This window comes from Pontiella sulfatireligans (assembly GCF_900890705.1).
Taxonomy (GTDB): Bacteria; Verrucomicrobiota; Kiritimatiellia; order Kiritimatiellales; family Pontiellaceae; genus Pontiella; species Pontiella sulfatireligans.
Genome location: NZ_CAAHFH010000001.1, coordinates 471,609 through 486,510 on the forward strand (window position 1 = coordinate 471,609; position 14,902 = coordinate 486,510).

The 14,902-nt window shown below is 51.0% G+C and carries 8 protein-coding genes; all 8 read left to right on the plus strand.

Annotated features, from left to right (window positions below):
• Window positions 1–49 precede the first annotated feature (49 nt).
• Window positions 50–1,525 (plus strand): sulfatase, encoded by a 1,476-nt coding sequence (locus SCARR_RS01835; RefSeq protein ID WP_136059824.1) that lies wholly within the window; start codon window positions 50–52, stop codon window positions 1,523–1,525.
• Window positions 1,526–1,541: 16 nt separating this feature from the next.
• Complete coding sequence (locus SCARR_RS01840) at window positions 1,542–2,942, plus strand: sulfatase-like hydrolase/transferase (RefSeq protein WP_136059825.1); 1,401 nt, start codon at window positions 1,542–1,544, stop codon at window positions 2,940–2,942.
• A gap of 42 nt (window positions 2,943–2,984) precedes the next feature.
• Entirely contained in the window at window positions 2,985–4,841 is a 1,857-nt protein-coding gene (locus SCARR_RS01845; RefSeq protein ID WP_222846135.1) for a sulfatase, read from the plus strand.
• 486 nt (window positions 4,842–5,327) lie between these two features.
• Window positions 5,328–8,417 carry a hypothetical protein gene (locus SCARR_RS01850; protein ID WP_168432900.1) on the plus strand — a complete coding sequence of 1,030 codons (3,090 nt, stop codon included), beginning with the start codon at window positions 5,328–5,330 and terminating at the stop codon, window positions 8,415–8,417.
• A 255-nt stretch (window positions 8,418–8,672) separates the two neighbouring features.
• On the plus strand, window positions 8,673–10,178 hold the full coding sequence (locus SCARR_RS01855) for an alpha-L-fucosidase (RefSeq protein ID WP_136059827.1): 1,506 nt from the start codon (window positions 8,673–8,675) through the stop codon (window positions 10,176–10,178).
• A gap of 13 nt (window positions 10,179–10,191) precedes the next feature.
• Entirely contained in the window at window positions 10,192–11,721 is a 1,530-nt protein-coding gene (locus SCARR_RS01860; RefSeq protein WP_136059828.1) for a sulfatase family protein, read from the plus strand.
• Window positions 11,722–11,781: 60 nt separating this feature from the next.
• On the plus strand, window positions 11,782–13,581 hold the full coding sequence (locus tag SCARR_RS01865; RefSeq protein WP_168432902.1) for an alpha-L-fucosidase: 1,800 nt from the start codon (window positions 11,782–11,784) through the stop codon (window positions 13,579–13,581).
• A gap of 118 nt (window positions 13,582–13,699) precedes the next feature.
• Window positions 13,700–14,749, plus strand: a complete 1,050-nt coding sequence (locus tag SCARR_RS01870; protein ID WP_136059830.1) for a glycoside hydrolase family protein — start codon at window positions 13,700–13,702, stop codon at window positions 14,747–14,749.
• Window positions 14,750–14,902: the final 153 nt, after the last annotated feature.

Genomic DNA, 14,902 nt, shown 5'->3' on the forward strand with positions numbered 1-14,902 from the left:
CTGACGGATCTATAAAACAAAAACCAATCCCCTTTAACGAAGATCTCTTATGAAAGTAAATCACATTTTGCCCGTTATTATATGTGCCCTCAGCTTCAATTTAGTTGCTGCTGAGCGGCCACAAAAACCGAATGTTCTGTTTTTGATGTCTGATGACCTGAACACCGCATTGAGTGGGTTTGGTCACCAACAGTGTAAAACCCCCAATTTGGATCGTCTGGCTCAGCGAGGCGTTAAATTTGAGAGCATGCATTGCCAGTACCCGCTCTGTGGCCCATCACGGTCGTCGATCATGTCGGGCCTCTATCCGTACACGAATAATTGTCTCGGAAATGGATCCAAAATACGTAGGGAAATTCCGGATGTGGTGACGATGTCGCAGGCCTTTATGAATCAGGGCTATTATGCTGGACGGGTGAGTAAGATCTACCACATGAATATTCCCCAGGAAATTATAGAGGGGACCGCTCATAGCGATGACTCGAGCTCTTGGACGGAGGCTTTTAATATTACAGGGCCCGAACAAGATGCCCCCGGCAAGAAGACCAATTGGTCTCCCAAGAATGAGACGTCACAGGCATTTGTGGGCGTCGTTTCAACTGCCGGGGACTTGGAGCATGCGGATGGCATGGCTGCTGATAAGGCGATTGAGCTCCTGGATAAAGTGAAGGATAACCCCTTCTTCCTCGCCGTTGGTTTTGTTCGTCCGCACGTGCCGTTGGTGGCGCCGGAGAAATATTTCGATCTGTATGATCAGGAGAAGATGCAGATTCCATACGTGCCGGAAAATGATCTGGATGATGTTCCCCAAATCATACGCGACTATAAGAACAATAAGGAGTACGGCGTGACGAGCGAGTCTCATAAAGGGCTGCTGGAAGCGTACTATGCCAGCGTGTCGTATATGGACGCGCAGGTAGGGCGGGTGTTGGATGCGCTGGAAGAAAAGGGGTTGGCGGAGTCTACCATTGTGATTTTCACCAGTGACCACGGTTACTTGCTGGGACACCATGATAAATATCAGAAGCAGCATCTTTTTGAAGAAGCGACGCGTGTACCGTTCATTATCAGTGTGCCGTGGATGACATCAGAGCATGACAAAGGAACCAAGCAACTCACCGAGCTCATCGATTTGTTTCCTACGCTTACGGACTTGGCCGGGATCACTGCGCCGGACTCACTGCAGGGGACGAGCTTGCGCCCTCTTCTGGAGGATACGGAATCACCCGCATGGACAAAAGATGCGGTATTTACAATCAGTCGCGCGGGCGGGGAGTCTCTACGAACCAAAGACTGGCGCTTTACGCAATGGGGATTTGGCAAATCGGGCATGGAATTATACGACTTAAGTAAGGATCCGGGTGAGTTCACCAATCAGGCCAACAACCCAGAGTACGCATCCGTTGTAGAGCGCATGAAAAAGTTGTTGCTTGCTAAGCGCGACGACGCGGGATACCCAAACTTTGTTGCTAAAAAGGCGAATAAGGCTGGGCGCAAGAACAAGAAGCAGAAGAAAAAGAAATAATGAAGAGATGGATTAAATGATGCTGAAAAACATACTGCTTTGCCTTTTGATTGCGCCGCTTTTGGCGGCGGCGAATAAACCGAACATCGTGCTGATACTAACGGACGATGCGAGCTGGGAGTGCTTCGGCCCGTACGGGGCGGAGGATTATAAAACACCGAACATTGATCGTTTGGCCGAACAGGGCGTGAAGTTTGAGCACTGCTATTCAACCCCGCTCTGCTCGCCTTCGCGGGTCATGATTATGACGGGGAAGTACAACTTCAGGAACTATACGCATTTCGGCTATCTCGACGTAAAAGAGAAGACGTTTGGGCATCTGATGCAGCAGGCGGGCTACAAAACGGCCATTGCCGGGAAATGGCAGCTCAACGGCCTGTATGATCCAGAAGTTTTTACCGATCACGCTGATAACACACGACCCAATAAAGCGGGCTTTGATGAGTACGCGTTATGGCAGGTCACAAAGGGCAAAAACGAAAAAGGTGCCGGCGAGCGTTTTTGGAGTCCGCCGTTGGAGATCAACGGCGAGTTTTTGTCGGTAGAGCAGAATAAGAATCAGTACGGCCCGGATATCATGAGTGACTTCGTCTGCGACTTCATTGAACGCAATCAGGACGAACCCTTCTTTGTCTATTACCCAACCGTGCTTGTTCACGATCCATTTGTGCCAACACCGGACACGATCGGGAATCGTGATCGGAGTCAGAAAGCAAACAAAAGGCAGAAAAATAAGCTGGCCGAGAAGAAAGAAAACTTTGTCGCGATGGTCAACTATCTAGACAAGATCGTGGGCAAAGTCGTCGCGAAATTGGAGGCGGTCGGTCAGTTGGAAAACACCTTGATCTTGTTTACGTCCGACAACGGAACCCATACGCCGATTAGGTCGAACTGGAACGGACGCACAATCCGGGGCGGCAAAGGCGACACTAAAGATATGGGCACACATGTTCCGCTGATTGCATTCTGGAAGGGAAAGGCAGTTGAGGGAGCGGTTTGTGCGGATTTGGTTGATTTTACGGATGTCTACGCCACGCTGGCGGACGCGGCTGGAATTAAGCTGGACCCAACCGATCCCAAAGATGGGCAGAGTTTTTTGCCGCAAATTGTTGGGAAATCAACGACTCCGCGCACGCATGCGCTTTGTTACTATCAGCCCTACTGGAAATTCGGGGGGAAGAACGCGGGCGCATTTGTGCGCACCGATCGATTCAAACTCTATGCGGACGGACGCTTCTACGACATAGCCAACGATTTGGATGAAGCGAAAAATCTGGCGGGCGCATTCACCAGCGAGCGGGCGATGACGGCGCACAAACAGCTTAAAGAACTCATTGACCAAATTCCACCAGTCCCCCAAGGCAGCAGAGAAAGTACCGAGCGTCCGATTCATCCCGACTGGCCGCTCGTGAAATAGACACGATTTTTTGGAAACTGAATGAATAGCAGAAGAGGTACTATGAATATGAAATTACTTAAAACATTACTAATGACACCGATGATTTGCGCGTCCGCAACCGCGCTAACTCCCTTGTCTGCTTTGGCAGAACCCCGCCCCAATATCCTCATCTTTTATGTGGATGATCTTGGGTGGCAGGGCACCCAGCTGAATGATGTGGATGCACCGTGTCCCTACGAAACGCCGAATATGGTTAAGCTGTCAGAGCAGGGGATGAATTTTACCCAGGGATATTCCGCTGCACCGACCTGTGCCCCTTCGCGGGCTGGGATCATCACGGGCCAGCATCCGGGAAAACTCCGGTATACCCATGTGTTGTTTGACCGGATCATTAAAGGCAAACCGACGCAAGAGTTGGTCGATCCCTATCTCGGTTCCCACCTTCAGCTGGATGCACTCACTTTGGCAACCGCCTTGCAGGACAATGGATACCATACAGGGCATGTGGGCAAATGGCACCTTGGGTTGAGTTCGTCGCTATTCGGGTTTGAGTTTAGTCATGAAGAGCGCGGTGTGCATCGTAAGCCGCCGGATCGAACCAAAGGCTTTGCAACCGTCGATGATCCAAAATATCCGCTGAGTCAGAAAAAATACCCACCATTCAGTACCAAAAAGCCAGACGGAATTTCGTATCCCTACGACGATGTCACCGAGACCGCGCTGAAGTTCATGGAAGAGAGCCAGGACAAGCCGTTCTTCCTGTACCTGGCTCACTGGATGGTCCACTGGCCGGCGATGACCCGCAATGGGGAGCTGCTCGAATACTACTGCGATAAGCTGGGGCAGTCGTTTCCTCCCAAGTCGGGAGCCATGTCCATTCCGGGTCAGAACAACCCCTATTATGCGTCCATGGTCACCACGGTGGACTGGAGCTTGGGACGAATCGTTGACTATCTGGAAAAGACGGATGATCCGCGCAATCCCGGCAAAAAGCTCATCGAAACGACCTATCTGATTTTCACCTCTGACAATGGCGGATGCATGAGCCATGGCCAAGAGGTTCTGGCCGACAACTCCCCGCTAAAATACGGAAAATCAAATGGCGAAGAGGGCGGCATACGTGTCCCGATGGTTATTGAGGGACCCGGGATTCCGAAGGGGTCGCAGTTTGACGGGTTGGTCAACCAGCTCGACTATTTCCCGACGATCCTGAATTTGACTCATTCTACGATTGCGCCGGAAGCAAAGGCCGCACTGAGCGGCTTGGACATCACGCTGGTGCTTTTGGACGGTGCCCAGCAGATTGTGGATGCGCAAGGCGCGAAGCGGGAAAACCTTTTCTGGCACTTTCCGCACGGTGAGGATTCGATGAAATCTGCACTTCGAGAAGGAGACTTCAAGCTCCTCAAAAACTATGAAACGCACGACTACAGTCTGTATCGTCTCTACAAAAATGGGCAGCGGGAGGATCTCGAGGAAATGAACGATCTGGCGACGGATCCCGAATATGCTCCGGTCCTGAAAAAGCTTTCAGAAAAGCTGGACCGCCATCTAGCAGAAAATCAGGTGGAGGGCCCGTATCTTAATCCGGCATATTCTGGAAAAACAAAACCGGCTGCAGAGATCCAGGTGGTGAAATTCCACGCAGAAAAACGCCTGGCGAGCGTGAGGCTGAAGACCTCGGGGCCCGCGATCAAAACCGCCTATGTGATTTATCGTGATAAGCCAGGTGAAAAGAAATCGAAGCACGGCAAGGGGGAATTTGATGTTCGTATCGGCGTAAAAATGCCCGCTACGATTGCCTCTTCCGGACAACGGGTCAGCGCCCAGATTCCCGATGGAATCGAGGCGTATTGCTTTCTGCTAATCGATGAAAACAACTACCAGACCTTTAGCGATATCCAGCTGGCCCAGTAGTCATGTGGATCATTTGTGAATTCTTGATGAATCGTGCCTGTTAACTGAGATAGGACAACCGCTTTTAAAAAAGAGTAAAGGCAAATTCACGCATCGCGTCCTGCCGCTGTCCGCTATGGCGTTAAAGTAGTGGTTGTATATAGGAGAGTTTTACGCATGGCGTATTCAGGTGGACGATTTTAATCACAAAAAGCTCAGTTTTATGGTTTGTCGGTCAAAAACACACGTAAGCATGGCTTTACGCGGGTTTTTTTTGGCATCCCTTAAACGACGGATAGGCAAATTCTCAATGGGATGTAGCTTGAATCGGGAAGGATACGGGATGAGCAGGCGGGACGCCTACAGTACGTTTCCATTATGCCGCCACCATAGCATACGCATACCCGTGAAGGGTTTTATAAGAATTACTGTTGAACATGAACCGTAGACAAAGCGTCTGATTACAACAAAAAGAGAGGATCTATGAATTACAACAGCCTATCAAGAATGGCTTTTTCATCAATAAAGTCGAAGAAGGCGGCCCTGCTGCTTGTTTTGGGACTCGTTGCGTTGGCGGCAGGGAGCGCGCAGGCTGCGGTTTATACCTGGACGGGAGATGAAACTGCCACCGGCAATGACTATGCTGACTGGAATTATGACAACAACTGGGGGGGCACCGCTCCAACTTTTGTTAACACGGATGACATCAAGATCGCCGGCACTGCAACGTTGGACCAATATATCCGGACTCACCGAACGATTCGGTCACTCGAGTTTACGAGTTCGAATACTGGTGCAACCCAAATTGGATTCATCGCTGCAAATGGTGCTGACCGTGATTTAACCTTCTCTGCTGATACCGGGAATTCCTCCCTGACGGTCGATGCTTCGGCCAGCGGGGATAAGACCCTTGGTAGCTTCGAAGGTAGTGTAACCCCCGGTGAAGTCGTCCTCCTCAGTAATTTGGATGTCACTCACAACGGCACAGGAAACCTGACCTTTGCTTGTGAAATTAGAGGAGCCGGGAATCTCAACGTTGCAGGTTCAGGTACGACGGTATTTTCCGGCACCAATACCTATACGGGTAACACGACGGTAGACGGCGCATTGACGTTGTCAGAGGCCGCGCAGTTGGCCTTCACCATCGGCACGAATGGCGTCAATAACGCGTTGTCAGGTTCGGGTGCCGTTTCGCTGGATGGTGACTTTCTTCTGGACCTGACGGGTGCCGGAAGAACGCTAGGCGATTCCTGGCAGATTGTGGATGTGGACACGCTCATGGAAACGTTTGGCGCAACCTTCAGTCTGGCGAGTACAGCCGGCTCTTTTACGGAGACCAACGGAGTCTGGAGCATCAGCGAGAACGGCGCTGGCTACGAGTTTTCTGAGAATACGGGTCTGCTCACCGTCGTCACCGTCTTGCCTGCGGCGCATTGGATGTCAGGAGAATGGGGCATCGGTTGGCGCTTCAGAGCGGATGATAAGACGCAAATCGCGAATTGGGATGTCGATACTCTGGTGTCCCAGGTAAAGAGTATTCCCGGCGTGAATCATGTTATCTTCAATCTGTCCGATGCGGCTCATGGGGATGCGTATATCGCCCCTCATTCCGTGCTGACTGCTATTAATCCCGGATCTACGCCGGACAATGATCGTGATCTGTTCATGGAGATGGCACAGGGCTTCCAAACGAACGGGATAAAAGTGATTGCCTATGTAGCCGCTCAAGGACCCGCCATGCTCAAGCATGGTGCCGAAGCGGCCTATGACTCGGTCGAAGTCAGCTCAAATGTATATACCTCCGTGGCGATGGATAACTGGAGCAACTATGTATATGGCGCATATAATATTGGGGACTTTGCGGATGAGCGCGAGATGTATAAAAGAGCCTTCGGGGAAGTGATTCTTGACGAATATGCCGCGCGCTATGGCCGCTTGATTGACGGCTGGTGGTTCGATAATGGAGCCGTAGAAAATTTTGACGCTGAATTGTTGTTCGCTATTGCGAAACAGTATAATCCCAATTGCGTGGTTAGCACGAGTGCAGAGCTTTCGTTACAGAGCGATTACCTTAGCGGCCATCCCACGCCTTTGGCTAGCTATCCCGCCAATGATCTGATCAATCTGCCCATGCTCACCGCCATTGAAGCTGCACCCGATGGCTATCTGTATAAAGGCACTCAGCCAAACCTCGGGCATATGTTTATGGCCCTGGGGACGGCTTGGAATAGCGGAGCCATTGTATGGCCATTGGATCAAGCGGCAGACTGGATGACACGCTGCTTGAATGCGGGGGGGTCATGGACTTGGAATGTGGATCTCACGGATGCCGACTCAATACTCAGGGCGGATTCGGCGACCTTTTTGACTGACCTCATTGCCGAAAGGGCCGCATTGGCCGTATCCAATGTCGCCTCCCCGATCTTTTCGCAGGATACCTATGACGGGGGGAATGCGAAGTTGGGTGTAGCCTATACAGGGAGTCTTGCGGGATCGGCCACGGATGCAGACGGGGATACGGTGACCTACGCGATAGCCCCCGGCGGGCCGGATTGGTTGGTGGCCTCCACCAACGGTACGCTTTCGGGCACTCCGTATAACACGTGGGATTTGGGGACGAACCGATTTACGCTTGTGGCGGCCGATGGCAAAGGCCGTATCGATTTAGCGGAGTTGGAAATTTACGTGACGGACGAATCCGGTAGTGACATACCCCATTTTCAAATATCGTTTGATAATTTGCGCGGCAATCTGTCGGATGGGACGATTCATGGTCTGCCTATCAGTGATCCCAATGTCAGCATAACAAAGGCGACCAATGGGAACGACGTGGTGTATTCGCTTAGCATTATTAATCAGGATTTGGATAATGGCGGAACCTTTACTGACTCATTGAGTTGGGATATCCGGGTTGCCGGGTTCTCGAATAGAACCTATAATGTGAACAGCAACGACTCGTCGGTTACGCTGGGCTCAAGTGTACCTGTTGGTACGATTAATAATGAATTCGGCATCTCGGGCGGAGACAACAGTTTTATAAACCCGGGAGAATCTGTTCAGTTCAGCGTTGAAAACATAGTTCTTACGGCGGACGCCGGTTTTTCTACACAATTCGATGGCTTTAGCGGACTCTGGGGGACGAAGGGCACCTATATTTATGGCGAGGGTGCAAGCGGTCTGGAATCGCAGGTAACTACTAACAACGGCGCACTTACTTTTGTAACGAATACCGTTTTGGTTGTCACTTCGACGTCAATCAGCGAGCGGATTCGGGATCTCGACGGATCGTTTACGGTTTTGGCGGCTGTGCCAGCGGTGACAAATGCGTCATTCACCATCATTCAGGATGGAGGGCAAGACTATCCGGGCATGACCTATACACGTGTTATCACCCCGGGGGCCTATCTCATAGAAACCTCGACCAATCTCATCACCTCATCTTGGATTCTTCGCAGCGTGGGTCCGGCTGAATCGGACTTAACGATTGTTTCCGGGCCGGTTGATAATGCTGATGGAACGGAAACCCTTTCCTTTAGACTCAATCAAGGTCTTGACGCGAACTCAAGTCTGTTCATTAGGATCAACGGAACAGAGTAATCCGCTTGCGACTGCAACCTATACTGGGCGACCCATCCACCATGATTTAGGTGGATGGGCTGTGGCGTTTCGAACAGCGCGTTTAGTGACAGCGAGCATGTGGGCGGAACGGTGGGGTTCTGTGGGATCTGCGATGAACTTCAATAAACCATAGAGAAGTAGTAGCATCCCCTAAACACACGATGCCCGAGTTGTGTTTTTTCGATATGTTTAGAACTGGCGGATAGCATTAATATGGATAGTAGAAGGGTATAGATGAAGAATTTGATGATTAAACGGGTGGTATGTGCGGGGTCGATCTTGCTGACAGGCATGGTTTCTTTGGCGGAGATTGAGCCGACGTGGGAATCGCTGGCGGCGAACTATGACGTGCCGGATTGGTTTGTGGATGGAAAGCTAGGGGTTTGGTTTCACTGGGGAATTCCGTCATCGATCAAAGATGGGCGCCCGCATGATGGTTCACACTATGGCGCGTGGATGTATGGAACCGAGGGGCAGCTGAGTGCGGCAAAGCACCCGGAAGCGGTTCAAAAGCTGACAGACTGGCATGACAAAACCTATGGGCCTCATGCGGAGTTCGGTTATGAAGATCTGATTCCAGAGTTTACGGCCAAAAACTGGGATCCGGATGCGCTTGTGAGAGAAGTGAAAGACGTCGGCGCGCGTTTCATCATGCCGGTGGCCTGCCATCACGATAATTTTGACATGTATGATTCTTCCCATCCATGGAACTCCGTCGATATGGGGCCTAAGCGGGATACGCTGAAGGAATGGAAGGCCGCCGCCCGGAAGCATGGTCTTAAATTCGGCGTTTCAACCCACTTATACTGGTCGCCGCGATTCTTTAACAGCGCCCGGAAATACCAGGACGAGGGAACGTTGGAATCGAAATTATTCAATATGGATTATAGCCCGAAGAGTTACAGCAGTCAGGATAGCTGGAACGAACATTGGTATGCGCGCTGTTGGGAAATTATTGAGAAGTATGATCCCGATATGTTCAACAATGATTCTCCATATCCGACAATTAAAAGTGGGGAAAGCCTGGGGATTAAGCTGTTCACGGATTATGTGAATAAGGACCAGAAGGAAAATAACGGCAAACAGGATGTGGTTCTCTCATTCAAGGATTCGAAAGCAAATAAAGCGGCCTTTACCTATAACATGGAGCGCGGCAGTGCCGCTCAGATTGAGCCGGAACCCTGGATGTGGGCAACCGACCTGTCCGGAACCTGGTTCTACCGGAACGGCGCCAGTAACCGGATGCGTATTCCGGTGATGGTCGGCAATGCGATCGATGCCATTAGCAAGAACGGTGTCGTGATGCTTAATATAGCGCTTACAGGCGAGGGCACCATTCCGGATAACCAAATGGAATATCTGAATGCGTTCCGTGATTTAATGCATGTGAATGGCGAAGGGATCTATAATTCCAGACCTTGGAAAGTTTTCGGCGAAGGTCCGTTGGTCATCAAAGACGGCCGCGGCAACGAAAATAATGCACCATGGTGCCAACACGACATTCGCTTCACTACCAAAGACGGAAACCTCTACGCCTTTGTTCTCGCACCTCCGACGGAAGACATTGTGATTAAGACGCTGGCCAAAGGAGGGTTGCTCGAAAAAGCGATCGCCGCGGTCAGCCTGATGGGCAGTGATGAAAAGATTCGTTGGAAGCAAACAGACGAAGGCCTGGTCATTAAATGCCCCAAGGCCCAGCTCTGTCCGCATGTTATCGGTTTTAAGGTGGTTTTAAACTAGAAGGTGTAATGGAATGATAAATATAAAAGTGCAAACGGTTGGATGGTTTCTGCTATGCGTGGCCACTTGGGTGAGTGCGGCGGAGCGGCCGAACATTGTCCTTATTCTGGGCGATGATATGGGCTATGGCTCGGTGCAGGCCAATAATCAAAAATGCGCCATTCCGACACCGCACTTGAACCGCCTGATTGAGGAGGGGATGAATTTCACGGACGCGCATTCCGACACCTCGGTCTGCACCCCGACGCGTTACGGGCTGTTGACTGGGCGCTACAGTTGGCGCTCGGGCTTGAAGAGCGGGGTAACCTGGGGCTTTCATCCTTCGCTGATTGAACCGGAATATGAAACCGTGGCGGAGATGCTTCAAAAGGCGGGATACTATACGGCCATGGTCGGCAAGTGGCACCTGGGCCTCGACTGGACGAACAAGGAGGGCAAAACCATTGCCGAGGAGCGAGGCCTTGATCAGCACTTCTTCGTGAACTGTGGCGACTTTTCAAAAACCAACCTGCGCTACAAGTGGAAAAACCTCGATTTTTCTCAGCCGGTTAAGGGTGGACCGGTCGATCATGGTTTCGATAGCTATTTCGGCGACGATGTTCCAAACATGCCTCCGTACGCATTTATTCGGGACAACAAGGTGCAGGGCATTCCATCGGTTGATAAACCCAGCGCCATGTTCGGCATCGCCGGACCGATGGTGCCCGGCTGGACGCTAGAGGCCGTGATGCCTGCGCTGGCGGCCGAGGCAAAAAGCGTGATCAAGGAAAAGGCCCAAAGCGATAAACCTTTCTTCCTCTATTTCTCGCTCACCTCACCGCATACTCCCATTGCGCCCTCGGATGAGTTCATCGGAAAGAGCGGGCTGTCTAAATATGCGGACTGGATCATTGAAACCGATTGGGCGGTCGGGGAAGTGCTGGTCGCGTTGGATGAGCAGGGGATTGCCGACAATACGCTGGTCATCTTTACCACCGACAATGGCAGCACCGGAAAAGAATTGAATGAATTGCGGAAAATGGGATGTGATCTGACGCATCAGTTTAGAGGCCAGAAGCGCAGCCTTTATGAAGGCGGACACCGCGTGCCGTATATCGTTCGCTGGCCAAAGCAAACACCGAAAGGCAGTTCGTGCGATGAAACGATCTGTTTGAACGATTTTATGGCAACGGCCGCTGAGGTTGCGGGCGTTAAGCTGAATGAGAATGCCGGGCCGGATAGCAACAATATCCTCCCGCTCTATCAGGGGAAAACGCGCGCCGAAGATCCGGCTGTGATTCATCACGACTTCGACGGCGGCTATGCCATCCGTCGCGGCGACTGGAAGTTGATCTTTTTGTACAATCGCAAGGCGAATACCTTCAAGCGCGAGCTCTACAATTTGAAAGCCGATGTCAAGGAGACCGCGAACATCATCGAACAGCATTCCGAAGTTGCCAGCGAGCTGGCGGAATTGTTTGAAACGCAGGTTAAGCAGGGCCGCAGCACCCCCGGTCCGCAACAATCCAACATCGAAGACCCTGACTGGATGCTCCCATTTTAGAGCTGGGAAATTGGATGTGGAATCAATGAGCGTTGGAAGATTCAGATAATGAAAAAACAGATGAAGCTCATTTTAGCCGTTAGTTTGTGTGCGTTGTTGAATCAGGGGATTCTCGCAGCGCCGATGGCTGTTCAGCGCGCGGACAGTTGCGTGGTGATTAGCGCTGAGCAGGACAAAGTTTCCGACAACCGCATGACGGTGGATTTTGAGCTGCGGCAACCCGGTGAATATGTGATTCAGCTTGTTCATCAACCTGCAACAGCGGGAAAGGAACTTTCCGCATCGATTCAGTTGGATGGTGTTTTGCACTGTAATCAGCTGAAGCGAAGTTACTGGATTGACGACGGGATTGTTTCAACCTTTGAGACGCCGGTTCATCTTCCAAAGGCTGGAAGATATTCGGTCACGGTGGAGTGTGATGAGCAACCGGTGAAGGTTCGGCTCATTCCCAAGGTCTATTTCAGTAGCCGTATTGTTGTCGGATCAGAGAAGCATTACGACGAATGGATCAGGATGCATCAGTCGCCGGAAAAGCAGGCGGCGATGGAATGGTATAAACAAGCGCGCTTCGGCATGTTTATTCACTGGGGCGTGTATTCCCAGGCGGCGGGGAGCTGGAAAGGAACCAAAGTTGAAGACTCTCCGGTTAAGGGCCCGCGCGTTGCTGAATGGCTGATGTATACCTTCAATATTTCGCGCGAGGAATATCGCGAGTTTGCCAAACAGTTTAATCCCGATTCTTCTTTTGCCGCGAACATTGCCAAACTGGCCAAAGACACGGGTATGAAATATGTCGTCATCACCGCCAAACATCATGATGGGTTTGCTTTGTTTGATTCGGCCAGTTCGGATTGGGATGTCGCGGATGCCACGCCCTATGAAGGCGACCTCATTAAGGAACTGTATGATGCGTGCCGCGCGGAGGGACTGGATTTCGGCGTCTACTATTCCCATGGCCATGACTGGATGGAAGGGTGCGATGCCGATTATGCCAATGTGAAGAAGAAGAATGATCCATACGGAGTGCCGACGCGGCCCAATGGGAAAAACCTGTGGGATCCAAGTCCGAATTCCTATCAGGACTATCTCGAAGGAAAGGCCTATCCGCAGATTGCGGAACTGATTAAGCTGATGCCCGATTTGCGCCTGATCTGGTTCGACGGCGAGGGGTTGATTACGGAAGCGCAGGCCTTGCGTTTCTATAAGATGATTTATGACCTCAACCCAAGCATTGTCGTGAACCGGCGTGTTGGATATGAGTATGGCGACTACATGGACGCGGGCGACAATACGACGCCGAAAGCCGGTGAACTGGTGGCCAAGTACTTTGAAACCTGCGGAACGGCCAATCATTCATGGGGCTTCAAGGCGCATGATAATAATTGGAAGAGCACCAACCAGTTGCTCCGCAACTTTGTCGATATCATTTCCAAAGGAGGGAACTATCTGCTCAACATCGGCCCCGACGGGAAGGGCCAGGTGCCGGAGCCGTGCGCGAATAATTTTGTAGAGATGGGCGAGTGGGTGAAGGTCAATAGTGAAGCTATTTTCGGCACCACTCGCTGGACGCTTTTTAGTGAAAATGTGAATCCGAAAAAAGGCGTGGAATCCGTTCCGGGCGAATTCTGGTTCAGTGCGAAAGACAACTGCGTTTACGCCATGTCACTCACGCCTGCGCCTGAAAACGTTCGGGTGGAATCTTTAAACATAACATCAGGAAAGGTGACGGCTCTTCGTCTGTTAGGTAATGATTCAACGCTGAAGTGGAAGCAGACCAACGAAGCTCTGGAAATTAATTTTACCGGTATCAAACCCGATACCAATGGTTTTGTGATCGAAGCAACTCTCGGAGAAGAGTGATGAATCATTATTTTAAAGACCACAAAGACATGAAGTCGCAAAGGTGCGGCAATCAAAACCTTTGTTTCTTTGCGTCTTCGCGGTCAGAACTCATTTTGGATGAGAAGGAGATACAGGGATGAATAAGATGAAAAACTTAGGGCTGATTTTGTCGATCGGGATTTTGTCAGACCTCAGTGTGGCTCATGCCGCAAAGCAAGTGGCGGTGTCCTCCTTTTGCAAAGCGCAGGTTCCCGGGAAGTATATTCTTCCTTCGGAAGAGGGCGAATGGACCTGGGGTATGGCTCCTATCTACGATGAAGAAGGAAAGCTGCATGTTTTTAATTCAATCATTCCGACGAAAGGCTCATGGAAGGAAGATAGCAGGATTGTTCATTGGACTGCGGACGCACCGGAAGGCCCGTATACGTTTCTTGGCGATGTCTTTGTCAGCGATGAAGCTGGGTATCATAATCCGCAGGTTTCCAAAGTGGGGGATACCTATGTCCTGGTTTATCTGTTCAATAAGCTCAACGATGAAAACGGGTCCATGCAGGAAATTGGGATCGCCACGGCCAAATCGTTGGATGGACCATGGAAAGAGAGCCCATTGAATCCGATTATTCCAGCCTCTGGGAAAATGGGCGGAGCGGAAATCAACCATGCATCCAATCCCACCTTTGTGGCGGCTCCGGATGGGGAATTCAGGATCTATTACAAGTCGATGACGGATAAACATACGTTTCGCGAAATTTCGTTGGCGGTCAGCGATAACATCGAAGGACCTTATGTCAACTATGCCGGTAATCCGGTGATCAGTTATGCCGATCAGCAGCTGGACATAGAAGATCCCTACGCATTCCATTACAACGGCATGTATTACATGATTGTTGAGGATCGTCGAGGCGTGAAAGATATGTTGGAAGGCAACCCGCTTCCGGTGAACCACAGGCAATCAGGCGGCTTGCGCCCCGGTCTTATCTATACATCCAAAGATGGCATCGAATGGGGAATCCCGGAAGTGGGGTATCTAACCAACGAACTCTATTTCGGAGACAAACTCGCGCGCAGTGAACGCCCCAGCATTCTCTGGAAGGACGGACAGCCGGAGAGCCTCTTCCTCGCCTGCCATGATAAGGATTCAACCGCCGGATATTTTGTGGAAATTAACAACTGGAATGGGCAATAAATGAAAACCAAAGAGATGCTGAATGGCGTGCTGCTTGCCGCAATTTTATGCGACGGCCTCAGAGGCAAAAACAACAACTAAACTGGGCGGGCCGAATCCATATGTTTTCATCTTACGGTAACCGAGGTGGCGATGTTTTTTCAGTCGCTAGGG